The 26,498-nt window shown below is 49.2% G+C and carries 32 protein-coding genes; 27 read left to right on the forward strand and 5 right to left on the reverse strand.

Annotated features, from left to right (window positions below):
- Positions 1-344: 344 nt before the first annotated feature.
- From PAGR_RS03260 to PAGR_RS03290, 8 genes are all read left to right on the forward strand, one after another.
- Entirely contained in the window at positions 345-1,514 is a 1,170-nt protein-coding gene (locus tag PAGR_RS03260; RefSeq protein ID WP_014594650.1) for a phage tail sheath protein, read from the forward strand.
- A gap of 12 nt (positions 1,515-1,526) precedes the next feature.
- Entirely contained in the window at positions 1,527-2,039 is a 513-nt protein-coding gene (locus PAGR_RS03265) for a phage major tail tube protein (protein ID WP_013027271.1), read from the forward strand.
- A 54-nt stretch (positions 2,040-2,093) separates the two neighbouring features.
- Complete coding sequence (locus PAGR_RS03270; RefSeq protein ID WP_013027270.1) at positions 2,094-2,390, forward strand: phage tail assembly protein; 297 nt, start codon at positions 2,094-2,096, stop codon at positions 2,388-2,390.
- 32 nt (positions 2,391-2,422) lie between these two features.
- The gene (locus PAGR_RS22915) at positions 2,423-2,545 is read left to right on the forward strand and encodes a GpE family phage tail protein (RefSeq protein ID WP_013027268.1); all 123 of its coding nucleotides are present in this window, start codon (positions 2,423-2,425) and stop codon (positions 2,543-2,545) included.
- The gene (locus PAGR_RS03275) at positions 2,538-4,604 is read left to right on the forward strand and encodes a phage tail tape measure protein (RefSeq protein WP_014604969.1); all 2,067 of its coding nucleotides are present in this window, start codon (positions 2,538-2,540) and stop codon (positions 4,602-4,604) included. The genes PAGR_RS22915 and PAGR_RS03275 overlap by 8 nt, the downstream gene beginning before the upstream one ends.
- A gap of 6 nt (positions 4,605-4,610) precedes the next feature.
- Positions 4,611-5,114 carry a phage tail protein gene (locus PAGR_RS03280; protein ID WP_014604970.1) on the forward strand — a complete coding sequence of 168 codons (504 nt, stop codon included), beginning with the start codon at positions 4,611-4,613 and terminating at the stop codon, positions 5,112-5,114.
- A gap of 1 nt (position 5,115) precedes the next feature.
- On the forward strand, positions 5,116-6,273 hold the full coding sequence (locus tag PAGR_RS03285; protein ID WP_014604971.1) for a contractile injection system protein, VgrG/Pvc8 family: 1,158 nt from the start codon (positions 5,116-5,118) through the stop codon (positions 6,271-6,273).
- 73 nt (positions 6,274-6,346) lie between these two features.
- Complete coding sequence (locus tag PAGR_RS03290) at positions 6,347-6,568, forward strand: ogr/Delta-like zinc finger family protein (RefSeq protein WP_014604972.1); 222 nt, start codon at positions 6,347-6,349, stop codon at positions 6,566-6,568.
- A 377-nt stretch (positions 6,569-6,945) separates the two neighbouring features.
- On the opposite strand, the gene PAGR_RS03300 is transcribed toward PAGR_RS03290, so the two are convergent.
- Positions 6,946-7,476, reverse strand: a complete 531-nt coding sequence (locus PAGR_RS03300; RefSeq protein WP_014604973.1) for a hypothetical protein — start codon at positions 7,474-7,476, stop codon at positions 6,946-6,948.
- A gap of 137 nt (positions 7,477-7,613) precedes the next feature.
- Between PAGR_RS03300 and PAGR_RS03305 the strand changes: the two genes are divergently transcribed.
- The 3 genes from PAGR_RS03305 to PAGR_RS03315 all read left to right on the forward strand — a co-directional run bounded on the left by PAGR_RS03305 (position 7,614) and on the right by PAGR_RS03315 (position 10,889).
- Entirely contained in the window at positions 7,614-7,805 is a 192-nt protein-coding gene (locus PAGR_RS03305; protein WP_014604974.1) for a toxin-antitoxin system HicB family antitoxin, read from the forward strand.
- Between the two features lie 915 nt (positions 7,806-8,720).
- Entirely contained in the window at positions 8,721-9,572 is an 852-nt protein-coding gene (locus PAGR_RS03310; RefSeq protein WP_014604975.1) for a DNA processing protein DprA, read from the forward strand.
- A 24-nt stretch (positions 9,573-9,596) separates the two neighbouring features.
- Positions 9,597-10,889: a hypothetical protein gene (locus tag PAGR_RS03315; RefSeq protein WP_014604976.1), complete on the forward strand. Its 1,293-nt coding sequence runs from the start codon at positions 9,597-9,599 to the stop codon at positions 10,887-10,889.
- A gap of 51 nt (positions 10,890-10,940) precedes the next feature.
- Here the strand turns inward: PAGR_RS03315 and PAGR_RS03320 are convergent, their stop codons facing one another.
- Both PAGR_RS03320 and PAGR_RS03325 read right to left on the reverse strand, forming a co-directional pair.
- Entirely contained in the window at positions 10,941-11,954 is a 1,014-nt protein-coding gene (locus PAGR_RS03320; RefSeq protein ID WP_014604977.1) for a phage integrase, read from the reverse strand.
- A 9-nt stretch (positions 11,955-11,963) separates the two neighbouring features.
- The gene (locus PAGR_RS03325; RefSeq protein WP_014604978.1) at positions 11,964-12,569 is read right to left on the reverse strand and encodes a phage repressor protein CI; all 606 of its coding nucleotides are present in this window, start codon (positions 12,567-12,569) and stop codon (positions 11,964-11,966) included.
- 89 nt (positions 12,570-12,658) lie between these two features.
- Between PAGR_RS03325 and PAGR_RS03330 the strand changes: the two genes are divergently transcribed.
- The 15 genes from PAGR_RS03330 (at position 12,659) to PAGR_RS03400 (ending at position 22,602) form a co-directional block, all read left to right on the forward strand.
- Positions 12,659-12,895, forward strand: coding sequence for a hypothetical protein (locus PAGR_RS03330; RefSeq protein ID WP_014604979.1), 237 nt, complete (start codon positions 12,659-12,661; stop codon positions 12,893-12,895).
- Positions 12,896-12,929: 34 nt separating this feature from the next.
- Positions 12,930-13,439, forward strand: coding sequence for a phage regulatory CII family protein (locus PAGR_RS03335; protein WP_014604980.1), 510 nt, complete (start codon positions 12,930-12,932; stop codon positions 13,437-13,439).
- 19 nt (positions 13,440-13,458) lie between these two features.
- Complete coding sequence (locus tag PAGR_RS03340) at positions 13,459-13,629, forward strand: phage filamentation protein Fil family protein (RefSeq protein ID WP_373420381.1); 171 nt, start codon at positions 13,459-13,461, stop codon at positions 13,627-13,629.
- A gap of 1 nt (position 13,630) precedes the next feature.
- Positions 13,631-14,014, forward strand: coding sequence for a hypothetical protein (locus tag PAGR_RS03345; RefSeq protein WP_014604982.1), 384 nt, complete (start codon positions 13,631-13,633; stop codon positions 14,012-14,014).
- A gap of 69 nt (positions 14,015-14,083) precedes the next feature.
- Positions 14,084-14,311, forward strand: coding sequence for a DUF2732 family protein (locus tag PAGR_RS03350; RefSeq protein WP_014604983.1), 228 nt, complete (start codon positions 14,084-14,086; stop codon positions 14,309-14,311).
- Positions 14,311-14,538 carry a TraR/DksA family transcriptional regulator gene (locus tag PAGR_RS03355; protein ID WP_014604984.1) on the forward strand — a complete coding sequence of 76 codons (228 nt, stop codon included), beginning with the start codon at positions 14,311-14,313 and terminating at the stop codon, positions 14,536-14,538. Before PAGR_RS03350 ends, PAGR_RS03355 begins: the two co-directional genes overlap by 1 nt.
- Complete coding sequence (locus PAGR_RS03360; protein ID WP_014604985.1) at positions 14,535-15,371, forward strand: DNA adenine methylase; 837 nt, start codon at positions 14,535-14,537, stop codon at positions 15,369-15,371. The genes PAGR_RS03355 and PAGR_RS03360 overlap by 4 nt, the downstream gene beginning before the upstream one ends.
- Entirely contained in the window at positions 15,368-16,372 is a 1,005-nt protein-coding gene (locus PAGR_RS03365; RefSeq protein ID WP_014604986.1) for a phosphoadenosine phosphosulfate reductase domain-containing protein, read from the forward strand. The genes PAGR_RS03360 and PAGR_RS03365 overlap by 4 nt, the downstream gene beginning before the upstream one ends.
- A complete protein-coding gene (locus PAGR_RS03370; RefSeq protein ID WP_014604987.1) occupies positions 16,369-18,657 on the forward strand; it encodes a replication endonuclease in 2,289 nt (762 codons plus the stop codon). The genes PAGR_RS03365 and PAGR_RS03370 overlap by 4 nt, the downstream gene beginning before the upstream one ends.
- A gap of 83 nt (positions 18,658-18,740) precedes the next feature.
- Positions 18,741-18,929, forward strand: a complete 189-nt coding sequence (locus PAGR_RS03375) for a hypothetical protein (RefSeq protein WP_014604988.1) — start codon at positions 18,741-18,743, stop codon at positions 18,927-18,929.
- A 15-nt stretch (positions 18,930-18,944) separates the two neighbouring features.
- Positions 18,945-19,178 (forward strand): DinI-like family protein, encoded by a 234-nt coding sequence (locus PAGR_RS03380; protein WP_014604989.1) that lies wholly within the window; start codon positions 18,945-18,947, stop codon positions 19,176-19,178.
- A 156-nt stretch (positions 19,179-19,334) separates the two neighbouring features.
- Positions 19,335-20,054 carry a hypothetical protein gene (locus PAGR_RS03385; RefSeq protein WP_014604990.1) on the forward strand — a complete coding sequence of 240 codons (720 nt, stop codon included), beginning with the start codon at positions 19,335-19,337 and terminating at the stop codon, positions 20,052-20,054.
- A gap of 46 nt (positions 20,055-20,100) precedes the next feature.
- A complete protein-coding gene (locus PAGR_RS03390) occupies positions 20,101-20,367 on the forward strand; it encodes a hypothetical protein (protein WP_014604991.1) in 267 nt (88 codons plus the stop codon).
- A gap of 308 nt (positions 20,368-20,675) precedes the next feature.
- Positions 20,676-22,007 carry an AAA family ATPase gene (locus tag PAGR_RS03395; RefSeq protein ID WP_014604992.1) on the forward strand — a complete coding sequence of 444 codons (1,332 nt, stop codon included), beginning with the start codon at positions 20,676-20,678 and terminating at the stop codon, positions 22,005-22,007.
- Entirely contained in the window at positions 21,997-22,602 is a 606-nt protein-coding gene (locus tag PAGR_RS03400) for a hypothetical protein (protein WP_014604993.1), read from the forward strand. The genes PAGR_RS03395 and PAGR_RS03400 overlap by 11 nt, the downstream gene beginning before the upstream one ends.
- Before the next feature lie 69 nt (positions 22,603-22,671).
- Here the strand turns inward: PAGR_RS03400 and PAGR_RS03405 are convergent, their stop codons facing one another.
- Positions 22,672-23,706 (reverse strand): phage portal protein, encoded by a 1,035-nt coding sequence (locus PAGR_RS03405; protein WP_014604994.1) that lies wholly within the window; start codon positions 23,704-23,706, stop codon positions 22,672-22,674.
- Entirely contained in the window at positions 23,706-25,472 is a 1,767-nt protein-coding gene (locus PAGR_RS03410; protein WP_014604995.1) for a terminase ATPase subunit family protein, read from the reverse strand. Before PAGR_RS03410 ends, PAGR_RS03405 begins: the two co-directional genes overlap by 1 nt.
- 144 nt (positions 25,473-25,616) lie before the next feature.
- Here PAGR_RS03410 and PAGR_RS03415 point away from each other — a divergent pair, with 144 nt between their 5' ends.
- On the forward strand, positions 25,617-26,480 hold the full coding sequence (locus PAGR_RS03415; protein WP_014604996.1) for a GPO family capsid scaffolding protein: 864 nt from the start codon (positions 25,617-25,619) through the stop codon (positions 26,478-26,480).
- Positions 26,481-26,498: the final 18 nt, after the last annotated feature.

Here is a 26,498-nt window from a genome sequence, read left to right on the forward strand (position 1 = left end):
GTTTCACTCATCACTTCCCAGACCTTAAGTTTTAGCCCCAGCTGAGCCATTTGCAGTAACGTCAAATCCTGTTCTTTATTTCCCCTGTGCCCCTGTTCATACGCTTGGATATATCATGAAAAGCGAACCTCATAAAAACTTCTGTTAAAAAGAATCGTTGAGTCATTAAGTTTAATATTTACAATGGGTTATTTTTTTTCGTGCGCTGTCTGGCGCTGAGAATCCTTCACTATAATTGCGATTAGTTCAAGTGCTGTTTAGTCATATGCCAGCAAACCGCAATCGAATGCATCCTTTTCACTGACCTGACACTCTGAGCACACCCACAACACGGAGTGCTACAGATGTCTGATTTTCATCACGGTGTCCGCGTCGTCGAAGTCAATGACGGTACACGCACCATTTCAACAGTTTCAACCGCCATTGTTGGCATGATCTGCACCGCAGAAGATGCTGATGCAACGGCATTTCCTCTTAACACACCTGTTCTGCTGACCAACGTGCAGGCAGCTATCGGTAAAGCCGGTACCAAAGGCACCTTAGCGGCCGCGCTGCAGGCGATTGCTGACCAGGCGAAGCCGGTAACCGTCGTGGTTCGCGTTGCAGAAGGCGCGAGCCAGGCTGAAACCACCTCTAACCTGATTGGCTCGACGGATGCGAACGGTAAATACACCGGCATGAAGGCGCTGCTCAGCGCGCAAACGCAGCTGGGTGTTAAACCGCGCATTCTTGGCGTGCCGGGTCTGGATTCGCTGGAAGTGGCGACAGCGCTGGCCAGCATTGCCCAGCAGCTGCGTGGCTTTGCCTACGTGTCCGCCTGGAACAGTAAAACCATCTCTGACGCCATGAAGTACCGCGAAAACTTCAGCCAGCGCGAGCTGATGGTGATCTGGCCAGATTTTATTGCCTGGAACACGGCAACCAATAAATCTGAAATGGCTTATGCCACCGCACGTGCGCTGGGCCTGCGCGCCAAAATTGACAACGACACCGGCTGGCATAAAACCCTGTCTAACGTGGGCGTCAATGGCGTGACGGGTATCTCTGCAGATGTTTTCTGGGATCTGCAACAGACCGGCACCGATGCCGATCTGCTGAACGAAAAATGTGTGACCACGCTGATTCGCAAGGACGGTTTCCGTTTCTGGGGCAACCGCACCTGCAGTGACGATCCACTTTTTGCCTTTGAAAACTACACCCGTTCAGCGCAGGTGCTGGCCGATACCATGGCGGAAGCGCACATGTGGGCCAACGACAAACCGCTGACGCCAGTACTGGTACGCGAAATCATCGCCGGTATCAATGCCAAGTTCCGTGAGCTGGTCAGCGCCGGTTATCTGCTGGGCGCCAACTGCTGGTACGACGAAAGCGCCAACGATAAAGAGAGCCTGAAGGCGGGCAAACTGTTTATCGATTACGACTACACGCCGGTGCCGCCGCTGGAAGATCTGACCCTGCGTCAGCGCATCACCGATACCTATCTGGCGAACTTCGCCGCATCCGTAAACAGCTAAGGAGCCGGATAAATGGCACTGCCACGTAAACTCAAGGGGTTGAACCTCTTCAACGATTCAAACAGCTATCAGGGCATCGTCACCGCAGTTACGCTGCCGAAGCTGTCACGCAAGCTGGATACCTACCGTGCTGGCGGTATGAACGGTGCGGCATTCATTGATAACGGCCTGGACGATGCGGCACTCGATATGGAGTGGACGCTGGGCGGGATGGATGAGCTGGTATTAAGCCAGTGGGGCGCGATGGCGAACGTACCGTTGCGTTTCACCGGTTCTTATCAGCGTGATGACACCGGCGAAGAAATCGCCGTGGAAATCGAAGTACGCGGTAAGCACCAGTCCTTTGACTTCGGTGAAGCCAAACAGGGCGAAAACACCGAAACCAAAATCACCAGTAAAAACACCTATTTCAAACTGACCTGGAATGGCAAAGAGCTGATCGAAATCGACACCGTCAACATGGTGGAGAAGGTCAACGGCGTCGATCGTCTGGAACAGCGCCGTAAAAACCTCGGCCTGGTGTAATAACAACGGCCGGCGCGTCCTGCGCTGGCCCCTCTTGATTGGGATGGAGAAAAAATGGAACAGCTTGATAAGCCAGAACTGAAAGAAAACCTGGTGGTGCTGGAAAGCCCGATTTCACGTGGCGATGTGGTGATCGCTCAGGTTGAGCTGGTGAAACCGACCGCCGGCGCGCTGCGCGGTGTGCGGCTGGCTGATCTGGCCTCGTCCGATGTGGATGCCCTGTTGATGGTGCTGCCCCGCATCACCATGCCATCGCTGACCAAAGCAGAGTGCAACGCACTGGACCCAGTTGACCTGATTGCCCTGGGCGGCAAGGTGATTGGTTTTTTGTCAGCGAAATCGGCCGCGTAAGCTGGCCCCGCGATCTGACGGTCAATGACCTGATGGCCGATATTGCCAGCGTTTTTCACTGGCCACCCTCAGAAATGTATCCCATGTCGCTGGAAGAGTTACTCGACTGGCGGCATAGAGTGATGATCCGCAGTGGAGTAACCTCAGATGAGTAACACGCTCAAGCTGCAAGTGCTGCTGGAAGCGGTTGATCGGGCTACGCGCCCGTTCAATGCCGTACGTAAAGAAACCGAAAAGCTGTCTGCGGATATCCAGGAAACGCAGGATCGCCTGGACGAGCTCAACGCCAAATCCGCGCAGATTGAAGGGTTCCGTGAAACCCGCAAAGAACTGACGCTGACCCAACAAAATCTTAAAAATACCCGGGCAGAAGCAGCGGCACTTGCCATTCAACTTAAAAACACCCAAAACCCTACCGCGGAACAAACCCAGGCGCTGGATAAGCTGCGTCAGTCGGCTAACGCGCTGCAGCAAAAAAACCTTCAACTGCGTCAGTCAGTGCAGGATCAGCGCCAGTCCCTGAACGAGGCGGGAATTTCCACGCGCCGGTTGAGCAGCGAGCGCCAGAAGCTGAATCAACAAACAGAGCGCACGACATCCACCCTCAATGCGCAGGGTGAGTCCATGAATCTGCTAAATCAGCGCCAGGACAAGCTCAACCGCACCCGTGAACGTTACCGTGCGGGCATGGCGCTGGCAGATAACGTACAAAGCGCCAGTTCGAAGGCCAAAGACTTTGTCGAGAAGGGCCGCAAAGTTATCGATTACCTGTCACCCAGTGACGCGAAAGACGGCAAGGGACGCGTTGACGGGCAGGGCGCGGGCAATATCACAGAACTCAATAAGGCGATGGCCAGTGTCGGCCCGGTGGCAAAACAGGCGGGACTGAGTGTTGGCCAGACTGCGGCCATGATGGGCGTGCTGGCGGAAAACGGTATAACGGGCAGCCAGGCAGGCGCCGGCGCCAGTGCGATGTTAACGCACGTTCAGGCGCCTGATGCCAGCGCAGATAGCGCGCTTAAAGCGTTGAATGTGCAAACCGCTGACGACCAGGGCAACAGTCAGCCCATTTTCGCGGTGCTCAGCCAGGTGCAGGCGGCGTTTGAGAAAAACAAGCTCGACGCTGCCCAGCAGGCCACTTATCTGCAGGCCATCTTTGGTGAACAGGGCGCCGCACCTGCCGCAGCATTGATGAAGGGCGCGGCCAGTGGCCGGCTGGATCAGCTGTCTCAGTCGCCCGCAGCCCAGCCGCCTGCAGCAGATGCCTCTGTGGATACTAACCTGCAAGCTATCAGTCAGGACGGCTTATCCGTTCAGTCCGTTCTGACCGGCGTCATGAATATCAATCCTCAACTTTCTGACAGCCTGCTGACGCTGGCGGCCGGTGGGCTGACCTTGGTGGATTCCCTGGCCAGCGTCGGGAACATTGCCTGGCCGGTCATTAGCGGGCTGAGCACCATTATGGCGGGCGTGGAGCTGCTGGGCGGTGCATTTGCCATCATCGGCGGCGCCATTACGGCCACGCTGGGAGCGATCACGCTGCCGGTGGTGGTGCTTGGTGCCGCTATCGCGGCGGGGGCCATGCTGGTTTATCAGTACTGGGAACCGATTAGCGCCTTTATCAGCGGCATCGCTCAGGGCTTCAGTGCGGCGATGGGGCCGATAAGCGACGCGTTCGCGCCGCTGAAGCCGGTATTTGAGTGGTTCAGCAATAAAGTGTCCGAGCTGGGGGCCTGGTTCTCAAAGCTGCTGGAACCCGTGAAGTTTTCTCAGCAGGAACTGGCCTCGGCAGGTGAGATGGGACAGCGCTTCGGCAATATGCTGGCGACAGCACTCAAATTACCCGGTGAAGCCCTGAATCAGCTGCGAGGCGGCATTGACTGGGTGCTGGGCAAGCTTGGCATCATCGATGAGAAATCTGACAAGGTGAAAGACAAGCTGCCTCCGCCCAAAATGCGTGAGCAGGATGAAGAGGATGAGGATAACGCGGATGCCCGTCCGGCCGCATCGCGCGCCAGCCTGAACAGCACGCTCAATCAGCCTTTGCCCTCGGTTAACAATTCAAACGTGGATAACCGTCAGCACACGGTCACCAACAATATCTATGCGACAGGTGAGCCTCAGGCGATTGGACAGGCCGTTGCGCAGTATTCCACTGCATCGCCATGGCCCACGTCTGACCATAGCTATAACTCCATGTTTAGTCTGGATTAATTAACCATGATGATGATATTAGGCATGATGCCGTTTGTACGGCAAACCCTTCCCTTCGACAATTTACAGCATGACATTACCTATCGCTGGGCAAAAAACAGCCGCGTGGGGCGTCGTGAGTCGACCCAGTTTTTGGGCGGCGGCGACGATAAAATCAAGCTGTCTGGCGAGCTCCGGCCTGAAATCACCGGCGGCAATGTCACGCTGCTGGCGCTGAAGGCCATGGCCGATGAAGGGCTGGCGTGGCCGCTGATTGGCGGCAATGGCATTATTTACGGCATGTTTGTTGTGACGGATTTCTCGGCCACGCATACGGAGTTCTACAGCGACGGCAGCGCGCGCAAGATAGGCTTTACCCTCAACCTGATGCGGGTAGACGATTCACTAACCAGTATGTTCGGGGACTTAAAAAGGCAGGCGGAAGAACTGCAAAACCGGGCCAGCGACGCAGCGCAACGGGTCGGCTCTGTCATCAACAGCGCCACTTCTGCGCTGAATGGAGGGCGCTGAGATGAGCGATATCGTCCCGATTCCGGTGCCCCTGCGCGTTGCGCCTACGCCGGACTTTACTATCAAAATTGAGACGAAGGATAAAACGGAAGATATTCGCCCACGGCTGATTTCTCTGAAGTTGACGGACAACCGCGGCCTGGAGGTCGATCAGCTGGACCTGGTGCTCGACGACAGTGACGGCCAGTTGGTCATGCCGCCCTTTGGCGCAAAAGTGGTCTTAGAGATAGGCTGGAAGGGGCAGCCGCTTGCAGATAAAGGCTCCTACATCATTGATCAGGTCACCTACCAGGGCGCGCCGGACACGATAACGGTTGTCGCCCGAAGCGCCGATTTTAGCGGTTCGCTCGATGTTAAAATCACTGATTCATATCCAGACATGACGGTTGGCGAGGTTGTGGACAAAATCGCGAAACGTAACGGACTTACCTCCGACGTGCGGCCGGAGATAGCCAAAAAAAAAATTAAGCATATCGATCAGACGCAGGAAACGGACGGCACGTTCATTACCCGGCTGGCTATGCTGGTTGGCGCGGTGGCGGCAATAAAAGATAAGACGCTACTGTTCTTTCCCCCCGGGCAGGGCGTGACCGTGAGCGGAAAGCCGATTCCACTCCTGAATCTGAACCGACAGGATGGCGATAAGTATGAGTACAAATTGTTTAAGCGCGACGATTACAGTGGCGTTGAAGCAAAATGGTACGATCAGAAAAAGGCGCAGCAGAAAGGGATAACCGTCAACACGATACCGCCAGCAACACCGACACTGAACCCTGTCCATCCGGCGGCCAAAAATATCCCCACAATCGGGCAACAAGACCCGGGAAAAACCTATGTTTTTGGCAGCAATAAGAAGCTGTTCGTACTGAATACGCATTTCAGTAGCCAGGAGGAAGCAGAGGAGGCGGCTAAAGCGAAGTGGCAGGATCTGCAACGTAACCGGGCTACGTTGAAGATCCTACTGGCACTGGGCGCTGCAAAGCTGATTCCTGAAACGCCGGTCAAAGCCCAAGGCTTTAAATCGGTCATCGATAATCAAAAATGGCTGATTACCAATATTGTGCATAGCCTCGATAAAAGTGGATTTACCACCTTGTTGAACCTGGAGCTGATGGTTGAAAACGTGGATTACGTCTTAGTGGAAAAACAGGCGGGTTAGATTAAGTCTAATTTTAGTTGCTTTTTGTTTAGTCTTTGGCTAATGTTATCGTATGCCAGAGAGGAGAACCACCATGATGCATTGCCCAAAATGTCAGACCGCCGCCCATACGAAAAGCAGTCGCTACGTTTCGAAAGAGACGAAAGAACGCTATCACCAGTGCCAGAACATTAACTGCAGTTGTACCTTTAAAACCCTGGAGAGCGTGTCCGGGATTATCGTCGAACCGGCGCAGATCAATACGGTTCCGATGATGGCAAAAGGCAGCAATAACCCCTCACCGCAGCTGCTGTAAGCCCAACCCGCGAAAGCGGGTTTTTTTATGAATGTGGATTGGATGGGATGGCTGGGAGATGAGGCTGAAGGCCAGCGCGCCGTTGATGTTTAAGGGCGCGACAGCGCTCTCTGGGCGTGCTGTTAATAACTGTACGGCGGGTAGGGCGCGGGCCCTTGGGGACAATGGCAATAACTGTACGGGAATGAAAAGATTCCAGGAGTGTCAGCACGACAAAATATATGTCCAGTGAATGGAGATGAATCGTCGCGGTATTTTCGGCAGAAGAAAACTCAGGGCTATAAAGCATTTTGGCACTGAGAGTGAGTCAACAGTGAGATTTTAAATTTTGCATGCGAATTCCCTTCTTCCCTGCGGAAGAAGGGAAGGGTCCAAAATCAGTGAACGATATGTGTAAATTTGCTCTCAATCATCACTAGCCCCGACTCTGTTCGCACAAAGCGCGGCGCGGTTAAGTCATCAGCCATGATGTTAACCATCTGGAATAACAAGCCGGTGATGTGTTTTTGCAAGTCTGCCGGGGCCTGCTGATTCAGCAATACTAACGTTAAAGCGCTGCAATATTGCCGCATCTCTTCCGAGTCTATCAAATCCTTGGTGCGACAGGCTTTGTCATCACCTTTCTCCACTGTGAGGCGCTCAATCAGGTGTTCTGGCAGTGGCTGGTCCAACAGAACCCTCAGGACTTCCAGTGCAGCAAGCAGGCGACCGCATAGCGCCATGCGAGCTGCGAGCTCGTTACATTCCACCAGGGCATCGACATAGCGCACGCACGTATCCAGCACCTGAAAGAGATCGTGCGTGGTGCCGAGCGGCGTTTTCAAGAGGTTTGAGATCGCAGATTCGATAACTGGCTGAATGTCCACGATTTGATGATGGGCGGTTGTGTTACTATCGGTATTAGCCATAGCGTTGTTCCTTAACACTGAACGTTGTGGTTAAACGCTCCGGTATGTGTTGCATCACTGCCGGAGCGTTGCTCTCTTAAAAGACCTCGTGTTAGTGTGGTCTTTTATAAGGCTAAACTGAGGGAGTAGGTAGCCACATGTCAATAATAATGCGTGAAAAAAAACCAAAAGGTGGAGGCAAGTCCCCACAATTTAAAATGCGCATTGATCCTGCCTTGAAAAAACAGCTCAATGAGGTTGCAACTGAAGAAGGAATTAGTCTGGCAAACTGGTTGAAGAATCTGGCGAGGGAGGCATTAAAGGCAAGGGGAATTGAGCCGAAGGGATAAATTTGTGGGTGAAATGTTGAGTTAATTATATGTGTGGTAAATGGAAAAAGCTAAATTTCGCTATTGTGAAGTTTTTAATGTGGCCATTACAACTTTGATAAAATAGCTGAGGCTTTGATGGAGTTTGAGTAAATGAAGCTTTTATTGTATGTTTGCTGCAATCTTTTTTCTATCTTGTGCCGATTATAGTCAGTGTTGTTGGCGCTTATTTTATTGTGCGATTTGTTCCATTTTACCAAATGGGGTTTGTCTTTTCCTGGGGCGGTATCGTTGCTTATCTTTATGCAAGATATAGTAAGTGGGTTTAATTTTAAATGCAGGATTTATATCTACAATTTTAAATGCCTCACAGTAATATCGTGTTTTGCTGCAGCCTGTTTATCGATGTAAGCGAAAAAAATTGAATGTTACCTCAACAAGTCATTTTGAAATTTTGGCTAACCTTACAAGCTTCATTTTCGTTAGACTTAAGTCAGTGAGCAAGTGATTATGAGTCCCCAAACGAAATCAATCAAAACAGTAACTTACTGATTTTAAAGTTTTCATTAAACCAAATAGACGCAGAAATCGCTGAATACCGTTACGGTCTGCTGCCATTTTGCTGCCACTATGCTGTTGTTGCGTGAAATGCATGTAAGATCATATGCCTTGATTTATTTTAAAATGAAGTTTGGATGAACTTAAGTTAAATTTAACTAATCATTTAATCTTGATTGGTAAGGGGAGGGGCGAACTTATTAATTAAAATGCTTTAAAATCAATTGGTTAATTAATGGTGATTGGTTTTTTTTTCTTTGTAGTGAAATTTACATAAAAATATCTTGATATTTTATGTGTTTTAAATTAAAAAATTATCAATGTCTGATGGAACTGGTGCAATATATGAGCTTCAGGAGCGACATTGATGGGTGAATAATGGACAGTAATTTAAAGCTTAACGATCATAAAATTGATGCTTGGTGCCATGCAGCCCTTATCTTGGCAAAAAAAATAGGCGTAGGTTCAAAGAAAGCAAATAGTGATCTTTCAGAATTAATTAATAATTTTGGTTCAATTCGCGGGGTGTATAGAAATTATTTTTCTATGATTCCATTAGAAAAAGACATCGTCACTCACCTCGATAGAGTTTTTTCAAAAATCCCTTATAATTTTGGCGTTTTAAACATTGCCGATGAAGATTATCCAGCAGCATTGAAGGGCGTCTATGGTGCTCCGCCCATAATTTATTACCGAGGTGACAAAAAAATCTTTTCATTGAAGAGAAGTATTGCATTTGTAGGTACTAGAAATTTAGATGCCTCTCAATACATTGAGCAAGGAATCAATGCTATCAAAAGATTGAAAAATGCTGGTTTTGAGGTGTTAGTGAGCGGATTGGCCAAAGGCTCGGATACTCTAGGACATAAAGTTGCGATTGAAATTGGAATGAAAACGATTGCAGTGTTAGGTACGCCTTTAACAGTGTCATATCCAGCAGAAAATAAAAATCTACAAGAAGAGATTGCATCTCAACATCTTTTAATTTCTGAATATCCTATGGGGATAAAAACACAGGGCTCCTATTTTGCTAATAGGAATCTCACCACTGTGAGCCTATCTAGGGAAGGGATCATTGTTGCTAGAGCAGGAGATAAAAGTGGCACTCAGCATGCCATTCGGACCTGCGTTGAGCAAAGTAAAAATGTTTATGTTCTTGAAAATAACATTTACGAAAATGAGTATTTATGGTTGGCGAAGTATAAAAAGAATATTAAGTTAATTAGATGATTAAAAAGTAAAAGGATTTATAGCATGAAAGCAATTATATTTGATTTGGATGAAACTATTTTAAGCACTAAGCAATGCAAACCTTACCTCAGAACTCCCGCAGGTAGAAGTGTAATTTGCGAGAGAATAATTAGTGGAGGCGTTAATGTTTTTGAAAAATTTGACGGTATCATAGATTATATAAATCTCTTGACGAATGAAGATGGCCTACATGTCTATATTTTCTCAGATTCGCCTAAAAACTATTGTTTAACTCTCTTAGATTTTTTCAAAATAAATATACATGAAAACAAAGTTTATGGTTCCCAACATAAACCTTGCGTTGATGATTATGATTTATATGATGATTATGAGGAAGTTTTAGTCATCGGTGACAGTGCTAAAGATGTTTACTTTGCACATATGAAGAGTTTTTCATCAATACTCTTGGCGCGCTTAGATAAAAAAGTTGTAAGTTTTTATAACGACTGGACCAAGCCTAATAAGATTTGCACTTCATTAGATGAGCTTAAAAATGCCGTAAATGATTTTATGGCCGGTCGTTTAAGTTTTATTGAGCATGATTTTTCCGTTAATCATAAGAATTTAAATAGGGCTGATCTTGAAGTTACGCTAATACCTGCTGAGAGTATCGGGTATTCTAATGAGTACTGGTCGAATCCGAATGAATGGGGTGGTGTTGAACAAAGAATAAATATCTGGTTCGAAGTTCAAAGATCTATCAAAGTTGCAAAAGAGCTTAGTGATGATGAAATCGAAGCTAAGGTTGCGATTAAGTTTTATAATAAAAATGGGTCGATTGGGGAAGGTAAACCGTTTAAAAATTTAATGTGGGCGCACTATTTAATATTTAAAGATTGGGTGAAGGAGAAAAATATCCATGGGAATGTCTATTTAGTTCCCGTCCCACCTTCAGCTCCAATTGAGTGCAATGAAAGTTTTCCTATTAATGTGTTAATTAATCAGTGGGTGAAATATGGTTATTATTCAAAGAGAGAAGGAGACATCGATTTCACTTTAATTAATGCATATATTGTAGACAGGTTTTGGCCTACACCCTCATCTCATGTAGTTGGTGGAAGACGTGAAATTGAAACACATCTAAACACTATGGCTGTATTCAAGGATGCAAAGGTAGTTCCTGATAAGTCTACAATTATCATAATTGATGACATAATTACATCTGGCACTCAAATGAATGCTGTAGCAACAATTTTAGCTAGCTCGAAATTATTTCCTAAGGATACGCAAATTTTAGGTTATGCATTAGCTAAAACAACGCATCACAATGAAGCAGATGAAGATGACTGGTTTTGAATTTTAAAAGTCAATGTGCTTAATTAATAAATATTTCGAAAACTATAATTCCTATATTTTAGTTAATGGGTTCAAATATGCTGCATCTATAAGGTGTTCAGGAGAGAAATGAGAATAACGCATTGTCACTTTAATGTCTGTATGTCCTAAGATCCGTTGAAGTACAAGGATGTTACCGCCATTCATCATGAAATGAGAGGCGAATGTGTGACGCAAAACATGCGTTAATTGTCCAGATGGTGTTTCAATGCCTGCTCGCTGCATCGCCTTACGGAAAGCAGTGTAACATGGTTTAAAAAGTGATTGTGCTTTTCTGCATAATGGCAGCTCAGCCTTTAGTTTATCTGTGATCGGAACCGCTCGATTCTTTTTGCCTTTAGTTTTCACGAAGATAATCTGACCGGCACGGATTTGATTTCCCTTTAAGCCTTCGGCCTCACTCCATCGTGCTCCGGTTGCTAAGCAGATTTTTACAATAGTAGCTAAATCCTTAGAGCGGCTGTTCTCACATTCGGAGAGAAGGGTTTTGATTTCCTCAATAGTCAGATACGCCATTTCCGACTCACTGATTTTAAACTCGCGCACATTCTCAAGCGGATTAGGCGCGGTCCATTCATCCAAACGGCGCAGCTCATTAAACATCGCTCGGAAATAAGCCAATTCTAAATTCACCGTGCGAGGCGTTACCGTCTTCACTCGATTCGAGCGGGTGATCTTTCCGCTTAACCGCTGCTCGCGGTAGGACGCAAAAATTTTTGCGTTAAACTCGGTTGCGAGTGGGTTTCCCATAGCCTCGCAGGCGAACGCCATTGTGGTTCGTCGCTTCTCGCCATCCGCCAAGGTGATACCATGCGTGTTGAACCACAGTTCAACCAGCTCAATTACCCGCCGCTTATCTGCTTTCTCTCCCAGCCAGGGCTTATCTTGAGCCTGCTCTTTAACGAACTTCTCATAGGATTGTGCTTCGCCCTTCGTCGCAAACTGGCGGCGAATCCTTTTGCCGTCACGGCCGTTTGGGAAAACCTGTGCCTGCCATTTCCCGTTGGGTAATTTGTTTATCGCCATGCTTTGCCTTTAATAGTACTCAGTGCGGGCAACGACTTTACCCAAGACCTTGATGTCGTCTGCCTTGCATTCAAATGAAGCTTTGCCATTTTCAACGCGGATGCGCCCGCCAGGAAAACGGTACAGCTCTTTAACGCTAATGAGCTTATCAATCTCGATGAGCCACAGCCCGTCGGTGATTTCTGCGGCGGTCATATCAACTAAATAATTCTGTTTCTCGAAATTTACTAACAGTGGGGCTTTAACATCACTTGGTAAGAGCTGAGCGTCATATTCAACCCAATTAGATGATGAAAATATCCCATTTGAGATTTTTTTTAGTTCGATTTTTGTAGATGCAATATCTTGGTCTGTGATATTTGGATTGCCTGTGCCATAAGTAAGCCATTCCAAAGAGGCACCCGTTTCCATGGAGCAAATTAGCACCCAATCGGCAGGAAAGTTCCCGCGCATTATACGGTTAGCCATAGTGCTTTGAGATACGTTGAGGTGACGGCACAACGCTTGTCTTGATGAAAGCCCATATGCCTTGACTATGCGTTCAACGGGTTCTTTCCCCCCCTCTGGCAGAATTGGTACTTTACGACTCGTAAAATTTTTCGTTGACCTTTCCAATTTGAGATCCTAATATTCACTCGTCGTAACGAGGTGTGTTTAATAGAGATAAATAGAGTTGGCTAGAACTCAACAGAGGATAGTGCATCATGACCCGTAAACTTTCAATGCGCCCTTCAATCAATCTCGTGATTTCAGAACCGTACATTACTGTTGAAGAGTTCTGCCGTCGCACTGGATACAAGGAGGGTACCGTTCGCCAGATGTACCGCGAGAACCGTTTGCCCATCAGGAAGAAGGAGGGCTTAAACGGGCTTATCGAAATCAACATGGTTGCTCTCACTATCGAAGCCGCTTCTGGCTGCGAAATCACAATGCAGGGCTGATGTATCCATATTGGGATATTGAAAGGGATTAATCATGTTTGATTTTCGTGTGTCCACACATCTCCACTTTGACGAGGCCTGCCGTAGATTCGCCCTGTCTCACAATATGAAAGAGCTGGCACAGGCTGCAGATATGAACGTGCAGACCCTGCGCAATAAGCTGAACCCTGAGCAGCCGCACCAGTTGACCGTTGCGGAAATGCTTTTGCTCACTGACCTGACCGAAGATGCAACCTTAATGGATGGTGCGCTGGCACAGCTACATTGTTTGCCTTGCGTACCAATGAACGAACACGCCGAGGAAAAGTTGTCTGCCTACGTTTTGAAGGCCACGGCAGAAGTGGGGCAGCTGGCAGCCGGTGCAGTGAATCAGGATGCGTTGAGCACTTCCTGTCGCCGCAGCCTGATGCAAAGCGTTAATACCGGCATTCGTTGCCTGAGTCTGGCCGCTATAGCAGTACAGGCCCGCATTCATTCCAATCCCACTATGGCATCAACCGTAGACGCGATCAGCGGCCTCGGCGCATCCATTGGCCTGAGCTGAGGGACTGACGACAATTTCACTGGCATCACGCCTTAAGCGTCAAAGCCCGTCCGTAGCCTACGGCAACGGCTGGATCATGGGTGAGAACGGCAAGCCCTGGCATCCGTGCAACAGCCAAAAGCAACTGCTACAGGGGCTGACCAGCAAGCGCAAACCTGCCGGTTTCATGGCGCGTTTATTCAGGGGGTAACATGCAGCGAGTAACAGGCAACACAACCGCACAGCAAGGCCCGGCATCTTTTGCCAAAACTCATTCAACGGGCAATCGTGCTGATGCTGTTAACAAAATGTCGTTTGATGAGTTTCGGAAAAGCTGGCGGCAGCAGCGTGACAATAACGCTAACCCGTCGCTGCGTTATTTCAACCGTCAGAATGACGATTTTAAATTTTGCGTGTTAACCCTGGCTAACCGCGAAAATCCTAAAACATTTTCACAGGAGGAAATCGGAAAGCCGTTTGAATACTTCGACGAATACCGCCGCGAATTAATCATCATGGCGATGAATAAAATGGCGCGCTGGGGAAAGATTCTGCCCCGACAGCTTTCTACCGCAGACTGTTTTTTACCTGAGTAAATAAGACTCAAAAAATTAATGGCGTAAACCCGCCGGGCATTCCTTTGCCTGAATCTGGAGAATTGGACGATGAGAAATACCCAAACCCGTAATTTTGAAGCCGACGCAGACACATTAAATGCTCTGCTGAGCAAGGCCAAAACAGAACAGCGCAGCGATGATGCGCTGGCCGTGTCAGTCCGCATTGCGGCGCTGGTCATCCATGCCCGTAAGCAAGAAATGAGCGCATCGGAAATTATTGAGCTGCTGGATAAAGAGGCAGAACGTTTTGAGCATCAGGCGTGGGAGCTGCACTAATGGCCGATTCAATGGATTTAGTCCAGGCGCGCGTTGAGGAAGAACTGCAGCGCAATCTCGCTAATGCACGTCGCCAGCCCGCCGGGGCTGGTGAGTTCTTTTGCCTGGCCTGCGATGAGGCGATACCGGCTGCCCGTCGCCGCGCCGTGCAGGGCGTTACTCACTGCGTAACCTGTCAGGAGATCATCGAGCTGAAAAGCGCCCATTACAAAGGCGGTGCTGTATGAGTACGATCCTCAAATGGGCGGGCAACAAAACCCGCCTGATGCCTGAGCTGATTAATCATCTGCCGCAGGGGCAGCGCCTCGTTGAGCCGTTCGCCGGTTCCTGCGCCGTTATGATGGCTACGGATTACCCGGCTTATTTAGTGGCTGACGTTAATCCTGACCTGATAAATCTTTACCGCCACATTAAAGAACACACGCGCCCGTTTATCGTGGTGGCGATGAGCCTGTTTACCCAAAATAAAACGGCAGAGGATTATTACCGCATCCGCGAAGCGTTTAATCATAACCCGGCTTTAACTCTACTTGAGCGCGCCGCACACTTCCTTTACCTGAACCGCCACGGCTACCGTGGCCTTTGCCGTTACAACCGCAAGAGTAAATTTAATATCCCCTACGGAAACTATTCTGAACCTTATTTCCCCCTGGAAGAAATCGAAACTTTCGCAGCCAAAGCACACCGTGCAACGTTTGTCTGTGCTGATTTCCGCGAGACGCTGAGCATGATACAGACCGGCGACGTCGTTTATTGCGATCCGCCCTATGACGGCACGTTTAGCGACTACCACGCAGGCGGATTTGATAAGGCCGCGCAGCAGGACTTAGCCAGCATGTTAACCAGCGTGTCAGAGCGCTGCCCGGTCATCGCTTCAAACAGCGATACCGACTTTACACGCACGCTTTTCAATGCCTACGAACTGACCAGCGTCAGGGCTGCCCGAGCGGTTGGTGTGGCTGCAGGTGACGGCAAAAGCGCGGCAGAAATTATCGCAGTGCGCCGTCCTGTTGTCTGGATTGGTTTTGACCCTGCAGCATCTTCGGAGGTGGTCGCATGATCGACAAACGCTGCTTTGGTGAGAACGTCATGAATGTGGTCAGCATATCTGGCGGAAAAGACAGCCTTGCTGACTGGTTGCTGGCTGTTGATTCCGGTGTTGAGTTTCAGACGGCATTTGCAGACACCGGTCATGAGCACCCGCAGACCATGGAATATCTGGATTATCTGGAATCGAAGCTGGGGCCGGTTAAGCGTGTTAAGGCTGATTTCACTTCCCGCATTGAAAACAAGCGCAAGTTTATCGCGGAAAAATGGCCTGTTTCCCTGGTTGAGGAGTGTGGATTTACTTCTGAACGTGCGCTATCCGCTGTTGCTTTAGCGCTTGAAACACTCAAACCCACGGGCATTCCTTTCCTTGATTTGTGCTTATGGAAAGGGCGTTTTCCTTCAACTAAAGCCCGTTTCTGCACCTTCGAACTGAAGCATGAGCCAATAAAAGTGCAGATAGTTGATCCCTTAATAGCTGCCGGGAAAAAAGTTATCTCATGGCAGGGTGTCCGTGCGCAGGAATCACCACAGCGCGCGATGCTGGAGCCATGGGAAGAGGGGTTTGACATTGGCCCGGGCCTGGCAATTTATCGGCCTATCCTGAAATGGAAACATGAAGATGTTTTTGCTTTGGCGCGTCGCCACGGAATCAAGCCTAACCCTCTCTACGAGCAAGGCTGCAGCCGCGTAGGATGTATGCCGTGCATCCATGCCCGCAAGTCAGAGCTGGCAGAAATTTTCAGCCGTTGGCCAGAAGAGATAGCACGTGTAGCAGCATGGGAGAAACTTGTTGCGCGTTGTTCACGCCGTGGCAATTCCACGTTTTTCCCGTCAACACAGGATCCGCGCAAGGCAGAGCGCAGAATAGATTTTATATCAGTTGAATCTCACGGTATTGAAACTTACCGGGACTGGGCGCTGACAACCCGTGGAGGCAGTCAGTTCGATTTGCTGGCAACCGCCACTGATCAAGGTGTCTGCAACAGTGTTTATGCAGGGGTGTGCGAGTGATCGAGCACTACGCTTACCCGTGGAATGCCCCACGGGAAGCCATCGCCAGCCCTTATCCCACTTATGAGGAAATGCACAGCCGCAGTCAGATGATTGCGGCTTTAGTGCGTGCGCAGGAGCTGCTTGAACAGCAGCCGACGCTGATTCAAATCGACGTCAAACGTCGCATGAACGAGCTGGAAAAATCACAGGGCATTGCCCGCGCCAATGCGTACTTAACGAAAACTTTCGTTGAGCGCACATTGCCGCGTGTTGAATGCGTTAACGAGCAATACCGGGTTAAGACTATGGATGCCAGCACTTTTAACCTGCTGACACATAACGCCCCGAAAGAGACTGGCGCAGCGCGTGCCGGGGGCCAGCTGTGGGAGCTGATGAAGCGTTTTAACCGCCTGGCTGATATGTCGCGCGCCGATGTGGATTTGCTGGCCGGTGATATTGCCAGTTTCATTCTGGCCGAGCTGGTACAGGCACACGCGCAGGCAGCTGATGAGTCAGATTATAAATACACGCACCGCGTCTACATGACGGCGGCGGCCATCACCCGTGAATTTAATCAGACGCCGCCACTGTGGGATAAGGTGACGTCCCGTTTCTTTGATCCGGAGGAAGTCACGCCCGCCGTGCTGCGTATGCAGACTGAAAAATGGTGGACGGGGCGACTGCGCCGCGTGGCTGCGTCATGGCGGGAACACCTGCAGATTGCCCTGGCTAACGTCAGCAAAAAGCACACCCCCTATGCCAGCAGAATGACGGTTTCAGAATGGCGGGAACAGAAACGCCGCACCCGTGAGTTTTTAAAGGGCATGGAACTGGAAGACGAGGAAGGCAACCGCATCAGCCTGATTGAAAAATACGACGGCAGCGTGGCGAATCCGGCAATCCGTCGCTGTGAGCTGATGACCCGCATTCGCGGCTTTGAAAATATCTGTAATGAGCTGGGCTATGTCGGCGAGTTTTACACGCTGACCGCGCCGTCACGCTATCACGCCACAATCAAAACCGGCCATCGTAACCGCAAATGGAATGGTGCCAGCCCCGCAGATACGCAGCGTTACCTCTGCAGCGTCTGGCAGCGCATCCGCGCAAAGCTGCACCGTGATGACATTCGAATTTTTGGCATTCGCGTTGCTGAACCCCATCACGACGCAACGCCACACTGGCACATGCTGATGTTTATGCGTCCCGAAGATGCGGATCAGGTGCGCCAGACAATCCGTGATTATGCCTTCCAGCAGGACAGCAACGAGCTGACCACGGATAAAGCCCGTAAAGCGCGCTTTCATGCCGAGGCCATCGATCCTGATAAGGGCAGCGCTACGGGCTACGTTGCTAAGTACATTTCAAAGAATATCGACGGCTACGCGCTGGATGGTGATCTGGACGACGAAAGCGGCAAAGAGCTGAAAGAAACCGCGCCCGCCGTTTCTGCCTGGGCGGCCCGCTGGCACATCCGACAGTTTCAGTTTATAGGTGGCGCGCCGGTCACGGTTTACCGCGAGCTGCGCCGCATGGATGACACCGTAACCGCCCACGGCCTCAGCGTGGAGTTTGCCGCTGCGCACGACGCGGCAGACGTGGGCGACTGGGCGGCATACGTTAACGCGCAGGGCGGCCCGTTCGTGCGTCGTGATGAGCTGGCCGTGCGCACATGGTATCAGCCGGGCGATGAGCTGAATGAATACGGTGAGGAGACAGTGCGCATCAAGGGCGTCTACGCAACTGAGGTTGGCGCAGACACGCCGATTTTAACCCGTCTGGCACAGTGGAAGATTGTTCCGAAACGTGCCGTTGATTTTGGTTTTGACCTTCAGGGCGCGCCCGCGCCCTCTCGGAGTTCTGTCAATAACTGTACGGGGCGTTTGAGATCTGGGGATTCAAACCCGCCGGAAAGGGTGGAAGAAATAGACTTCATTGGGATGAGTCGTAAAGAACGGCGGCGGCTGCTGGCCCGACTGAGGGCAGAAAAGCCGGATAAAAAACACTTAGTGCTGCGGCGTACAGACAAAATAGAGACCGCGTGTGACAACGTCATCGGCCAGGTCAGAGATTTAAGCGGAGAAAACATCAGCCGCGGTCTGGCCGTGCGCCTGATAGGTGGCACGCAGACAGAAATTGCAGGAAAAATGTTCCGCAGCACCTGTTACGGCGACTTGGTGCGGCCATTCAGTAACAAAGATGACAATTCACGTAAAGACGAAATACTTAGCCGTTTCAATAGCCTTGCTGAAAGGGCTAAGGCGGACAACTCGCAGAAGGCGGAAAGCGAAGCGCACAAAAAGTAAGGCGGAAAGTAAAAAAACATTTCACTTTCAGAACATCCTAATATACTGTGTTTATGTACAGTTGTTTGAAGAGAGTAAATGTTATGCAGGATTATTTTTTTGAATCTTTGAAATTGCAACGTATTGATTTGTTTCTTAAATTGGTTGCATCGAGTGAATGCAGTGAAGATGAAAAGAGCCTGGCGATACAGTGGGTTTCTGAGTTGACCGACGAGCTAATGAAAAAGGTCAGGAGTCACGAATACGCCCGTTCGATTGAAGTATCAGAGTAAGAAAGGGGGGAGGGGATGCGTATTGAAATAATGATCGACAAGCAACAAAAGGTTAGCCAGGAGACTATTGAGGCGCTTGAGTCAGAAATCATAAAAAATTTGCAGCCTCAATATCCAAAAATGGCTATCCGAATCCGCAAAGGCAGTGCGAACGGCGTCGAGCTGTCAGGCTTAAAGCTGGATGAAGAAAAAAAAGGCGTGATGGAAATTTTACAAGCCGTCCGGGAAGACGACAGCTGGCAGCACTGATAACCGCGCCAGCGTCAAAAACTGGTTTTTGGCGCTGGCGCGGTTGAACAACGAGCAGTGCGAGGCGTTAGAGAAAATCCATGATTAGTTACATACATATGGCAGGTGTTGTTAACATAGACCAGAATATTTCTTTAATCATGCCTATGGGGAATTATGGACAAAGTATTAATTATTTTTTCTTTTGCTTTTTTTGTACTCTTTTTAGTTGGTTTGATCAAACCGTCTGTTGTAAAAATGAAAGACAGGAAAAAGGCGTCATTAGTTTATTTTGGATTGGGTTTTGTGTCTCTGATTGCAGGCGCTTCTATGCTGCCGGATCCTGATAAAAGAAATGCACTTGAGAAATCTGAGGGTGTGCAGCAAAGACAATTTCAATATAATGATTTGAAGTTGTCAGAGTATCGTATAAAAGACAAGGATGAGAGACACGCTGTTGTTACAAATTTCATTAATTCAAAATCAATGAATAATAATGGTCTAAATAACATGTACGCCTGTCTTAGCGAATACAGCATGACCAAATCAGGTGATTTGCCGCTCGGAACCGTTTTAGACTGGTGCTATAAAGAATTTGAGCGCGCGCCTTCTGAATTAAGTAAGAAAGTTAATTTTGATCATTTTCAGTCAAATATAAGTGCGTGGGATGCTTCATACAGGCCGCTCGAAAAACTTATTAAAGACAGCATGAATGATGAATCGTCATATGAGCATGTTTCAACGACTTACAGTTTTATTCTGAATGATAATCCCCATGCTGTTGTTAAAACCTCTTTTCGTGGGAAGAACGGTTACGGCGCAGTCGTGAAAAATACAGTTACGGCTCGCGTAAACATACAAACTGGAGAAGTTGAAAAAATCACTGACCAAAATTAGGTAAAGGATTTTTAAGCACCCTCTTTTCGAGGAAAGGTGGTTCGGTATGGGGCGAAAAGACAGCGATTATCGAATTGTCTATCACGGTCAGGTACTGGAGAATTACAAAGAAGGTGAGTTTATTTTCTTTCAGCGCGCCAAAGAAAGCGGCGGCGGTTACTGGTTGGGGCGGACATTCGACGGCGTTTTTGTATTCACGCTGCCACATCCAACTAAGTTTTGGGATGGGTGGGAATACCTGATCAGGTACGCACTCAGGCCGCCGCCAAAGCCCAAAGCGGTCGAATCCGGAGACACCTTTCCTCTGTTCTGACCGTTTGCGCGTGGGTGCATGTCTATGCTGCATGAAATCGCATGATCCCGAAAGGATCGTTTACCCTCCGGCCCGCCAGTACTGGCGGGCTTTCTCGTATGTCATGCAGGTGCATGAAAATCACTACATAAAGCGCGCAGGCGTGGCGGGGCTACGAGCGCGCGCTAAGGCTTTGTGCTATAGAACTATAGAAATAGAGGGGTTTTTGTAATGTGTTTATAGGTTTACCTATAGAGATCTCATACTATCTTTAGTCTATCTTTGAATGATAAAATCACTGCATTATTTGCTCAATTCAAGAGAATTTTATGGATATTGAGGTTAAAAATTTCGGGACTATACAGGATGCTCATGTCCACATAGGTGGCTTGACAGTCATTACTGGTGAGAACGACACTGGAAAAAGTACAGTTGGAAAGATACTTTTTTCAATTGTTAAAGCCATTGCCCGATATGAATTCGATTTAGAAGAAGACAAGGATGACAGACTCCTCTCGATTGCTGAGGTTCTATACTTTTCTATAATTAGGAGGAGTATAAATGTTTCTACTCATACTAAAATAAGGGATTTGTTTCACCCAAAAAAATTAGTTTCTCAAATTAAAATGGACACTAATACGACACTTGCTGAATGCTATAATACGCTTAGTCAGATGCTTGATAATAACGAACTGACAAATCTTTCATTTTCTGGTGCGAGTACAGAACTCGAGAAAATGAGGTCTATCATTGAAGAGCCTGATGACAAGGTTTACGCAATGAACAGGGCTATCAGCAAAGCGTTTTTTTCTGAATTTCGTGGTGAGATAGTTCCAAAGGGGCAATTTGAGGCTTTGAAGCCTAGTGTAATAGTGAATGACGGCGCATCACCTTTGATGAAAATTAATTGGGTGAGTGATACAAAATTTAAGTTCGAGTTTGATGACGAACTTGGATATAGTGATGCTACATATGTTGAATCACCGGCAATTATGCAGTTTCATAATTTGGTGCAGATGTCAAAAACTTTATTTGAATTCAAAGGTGATGCTGCTGGAAGAGCTACTGTTCCTTTGCATATTAAGGACTTAAGTAATAAGCTGAGTGATTCGATTTATAATTTATATGCTTATAATGATTTATTTCATGAACCAGAAGAAGACATTCATTCTCAGGTCTCGGCGAGAATAAGTAGGGCTTTTAATGGTGAGATATCATATGATAGCGAAAAGTTTGACTTCCTACTCAATAGAGAAGGTTATGTGATCTCGTCTTCAAATATCGCTTCCGGCGTTAAGTCATTGGGCATACTTGACATGATAATCAAAGGTGGTCATGCAGAGGATAATAATTTATTAATTTTAGATGAGCCTGAAGTTAATCTTCATCCTAAGTGGCAGGTTTTATATTGTGAGCTAATATGCGAATTGGTCCGCTCTGGTGTTGATATAATAATAACCACGCATAGCCCATATATTATTGATTCCTTAAAGCATTTTGCTGACAAGTTGAGTATAGAAAATAGTTTTTATTTGGCAATGAGACTTCCAAATGAAGCTCTTACAACATTTTTAGATATCACTGATAATGTTTCATATGCTATCGACCTTCTTGCTGAGCCATTACACGATTTAAATAAGGATGACTTTGATGATTTCTAAAAGTCAGAAAATATTTGATAAGCTTTGTGAGGTTTATCCTGATGCTATGGAAACCATTACTAATCTTAGTTTTAATTCGGATGGCGGTAAGAATTTCATAATTTCCGATGAGGTTGGTTTTAATTACGATGCCGTTGTCAATCACGCTCCTTGTTATAAGCATGGACGTAAAGAAAAATCTCCTGATGCTTTATTTATCGCAGGTGATGTTCTTTATTTTGTTGAGTTCAAAGAGGGCGCTGCAAAAAAAGAAGATATCAGAATGAAGATACACGAGGGAATTACAACATTATTTTGTTTTGTCATAAAGTTTCTCCCCGAAATAACTAGGGATGAGTTTTTTCAACTTGATATACGTTATGCTGTTGTAATGAGGGGGTTTCGCGCTTCAGGACGGCAAGGCCTAATTGACGGCCTTGAGGCCAGTTCTAATAAATTTAATCTTAGAAACATAGAGGGTTTTTTAGTCAGCAAAACTACTATAAGAGATGAACCTAGCAGGATTTTGGCATTACTAAACACGGTAACTTCTGGAAGAATTTCAACAATTAAAATAAATTTACCCGATTCATCATTAGTTAACCTTTCTATTTAGCTTATGTAGTTTTATGGCTATGGCGCTATTTCCTCAGAAAAAGGGAGGTTGGTCTCCCTTTTTTAAGTATCAAGTCAGATCATAGTCTCTAAATTTTATAACATCTTCTTTAACCCACTCGTTTAGTTCTTTCATTCGCTGTTGCAGTGGAATAAGCTCATTACGGACAAATACTTTGCTGGCCTTCTCAATATCCCCAAACCCGCCGGTGTTGTTGGGAATTATTCCCATCAGCTGCGGTGGTACGCGATGCACGGCCAGCATGTCATCACGGCTCACGTTTTTGATATTCAGAAACTCATCTTTCGCCGCCACCTCTGACAGTGGGATAATCTGAATGCCGTCTTTCTTACCGTTAGGGCTGTACATAAACAGATTACGGAAGTTACCGGGCCCTTTCGCGCTTTTCATGGCGCTGCGGATGTTGTCAACGTCCTGCTGGCTTTGTGCCGGGTCGGTCATGTACATGATAAAACCCGCATGGCTGCCGTTAATGTAATACTTGCGGCGAAACAGCGTGGCCGACTCATTCAGCAGCGCGGAAGGTATGGCTGACAGGTAGCCCGGCACGCCGTAGATTTCCTGATTGATGTCCGGTTCCATCAGGTGGAACACGCTGCCTTTTGTGAATTCATACGGCTCCGCGTTCAGGCCGTAATGCGCATACCAGTAGGTGTCAAGGTCAAGCCCGCGTCGCGTGTATTTGGCAAGGGATGGCTCCAGTTTCAGCGTGGTGCCGAGACGGCTGGTTCGCTTCTCCAGGTACGCGTTGGCAAAGACCAGATAATCCATCGCAAAGCGGGTAAAAGCCTGCTGGCTCAAAAGCGGATGCGGGATAAAGGTACTCGCCAGAATGTTGCATTTCACGCTGATGGGTGAGCTGTGATGCACGGCGGCGCGGAACGTGCGCGCCAGCCCGTCAACGCTCACGGGCGGCTCATACCAGCGGTCATTGATGACGCACTCCACGTAGTCCAGCAGTTCGCGCCGGTCGAGTACCGGGATCGGGTCGCCAAATGTAAACGCCTCCGAGGCGGCTGTGCTGGTCATCTGTTCCGGCTGCTGCACGGGCTGTGTGCGCGTGCGGTTCCTGCGTTTGCTCATTAATACATCTCCACAATGTTCTGCGTGTGTGCCGCCTGTCCCTGCAGCGGCTCATTTGCCAGCGCGTGCATGGTCGCCCAGGCTAAATCGCCGTGGCTGACTTCCTCGCTGCGGCTGGTTTCATAGGTCGGACGGTTGCCGCTGGCCGTGGTGGCCTTGCGGATGGACATAAATGACTGCGCGATATCTAAATGGCTGGCGTCAAACTCCATTCGCCCGCTGCTGATGGTGTCGTAGGCTTTCAGCACCAGGGCATTTTTGACCGTCGGGTTGTAAACAAACTCTTTCACCTGCGGGAAAAAGGCTTTCACGTTCTCATAAACGCCAAGGCCGACGCCGGTCGAGTCGATGCCGATGTAGGTCACGTTGTACTGCTGCGTAAGGGTTTTAATGGCGTCGGCCTGCGCGCGGAAATCCATCCCGCGCCACTGGTGGCGCTCAAGGATGCGGAACTTGCCGCCCGGCACGGCAGGCGGGGCAATCACCACGCAGCCCGCGCTGTCGCCGTTCTGCGTACCCTTCGCCGGGTCGTAACCAATCCAGACCTCTTTCCAGCCGAACGGGCGCAGCGCCAGCGCTTCGAAGTCGTCCCACACTTCCCAGCTGTCCACCATGCATTTCTGCAGCATGGCAAGCTGGAACACCGAGGCGAGGTCGTCCATAAACACGCACATCAGCAGGTTTTGATAGTCCTCGGGGCTGTAGCGCGTGCGCAGTTGCTCCAGGTCGAACAGGTCACAGCCGCCCCGTACCGCATCCTCAACGGTTACAATCTGGCGAAACTGGCCGTCGGCACACAGGCGGCCAGCGGCAAGCGACGCGTGGCTTAAATCAATATCAACCCGGTCGGCTTTGACGCGGCCCTTGTTAAACTGTGCGCCTGACCAGAACGGATAGGCACTGTGCGTGAGGCTGGACGGCGTGGAAAAGTAGGTTTCCCGCCATTTCTTGTGCAGCGCCATGCCGGAGGCGACTTTCTGCAGCTCCTGAAATTTCGGGATCCAGAAATATTCGTCAAGGTAAAGGTTGCCGTGATAACTCTGCGCCGTGCGGGCGTTGGTGCCGAGGAAGTACAGGCACGCACCGTTAGCCAGCGTCATCGGGTCGCCTTTCAGTTCTACATCTGCCTCACGGGCAAATTCCACAATGTACTGCTTGAACACGTGCGCCTGCGCCTTACTGGCCGACAGAAAAATCTGGTTGCGCCCGGTGGTGAGCGCATCGATCAGCGCCTCGCGGGCAAAAAAGAACGTCGCCCCAATCTGGCGCGATTTCAGCAGGTTGCGGACGGCGTATTTATTGCCCGCTTCCCACCACTGGCGCTGGTAGCCAAACATCGTGCTGTGGAAGATGTCCTGCAGCTTTTCGATCTGCGCGTCGCTGAATACGTTTTTTTCAGGCGGTTTGCGCGGGCCTCTGTTGCGGTTTTCGACATTGGGGTTTAAATCCGCCTCATTGCCGCCGTTGTTAAATTTCCCGATGCGCGCATGGCGCTCTGACTGACGGGCCAGCAGGTCAATTTCTTTGTAGTCCTTTCCTTCCTTCACCTCTTTCATGACCAGCTGACAGTAGCGCGCGGCGGTGGTGAGCTGCATCTGATCAAGCGGGCCATACTCGCCCCACTTATCGCGCTTCTTCCAGCTGTGAACGGTTGCGGGTTTCTCTCCCAGCATTTCAGCAATGCGGGCGATGCGGTATCCCTGAAAGTGCAGCAGCAAAGCCTGCCTGCGGGGATCGAGGTCTGCGGGGGCGATTGTCGTTGTCATGGCCCCAAAATACGGCCCGCCCGTTTCCTTTTCTGCCGTCCGTGATTGTGTGAATTACGGTACAACGTCGCCGCGTTGTTTCAGTGCCCCTGTCGCCGCAAACATAGGGACTCACAGAGTTTTTATCTAACCGGAGCCTGGACAATGGCAAAGAAAGCAAAGCGTTTCCGCATCGGGGTGGAAGGTGCCACCACGGACGGGCGCACCATCGAGCGCAGCTGGCTGGAACAGATGGCGGCCAATTACGATCCGGCTGTTTATACCGCCGTGATCAACATGGAGCACATCAAGGGTTATACGCCTGACAGCGCGTTTCGCCGTTTCGGTGTGGTCGATGCGCTGGACACCGAGGAAATCAGTGACGGCCTGCTGAAAGGCAAGCTGGGCCTGTACGCGGTGATTAACCCGACGGATGAGCTGGTCACGATGACCGGCAACATGCAGAAGCTTTTCACCTCAATGGAGATTCGCCCGGAGTTTGCCGACACCGGCGAGGCGTATCTGATCGGCCTCGCCGTTACCGACGATCCGGCCAGCCTCGGCACCGAAATGCTGCAGTTCAGCGCCAGTGCGGGCGCTAATCCGCTGGCAAACCGCAAGCAGCATCCTGACAACCTGTTTACCGCAGCCACCGAAACCGTGATTGAGTTTGAGGACGTGGCCGACGAAAAACCGTCTCTTTTCAGCCGCGTGTCCGCGCTTTTCAGCAACAAACAGAAGTCTGATGACGCCCGTTTCAGCGACGTTCACAGGGCCGTCGAGCTGGTCGCTACCGAGCAGCAGGAATTCAGCCAGCGCATCGAAACCGCCCTGAGCGAGCAGGCCAGCAGCCTGCAGGCGCATTTGACCGAAGCGCTGAGCGCAGAAACTGCAGCCCGTGAGCAGCTGCAGACCGATTTCAGCCAGCTGCAGGCGCAGCTGAGCCGTGAAGACGGGCGCCAGGACTTCCGCCCGCGCACGCCCGGTAACGGCAGCGGAAACAACCAGGATGTGCGAACCGACTGCTGATACAGGCGCGGCAAATCC

This window comes from Pantoea ananatis PA13, assembly GCF_000233595.1.
Classification (GTDB): Bacteria; Pseudomonadota; Gammaproteobacteria; order Enterobacterales; family Enterobacteriaceae; genus Pantoea; species Pantoea ananatis.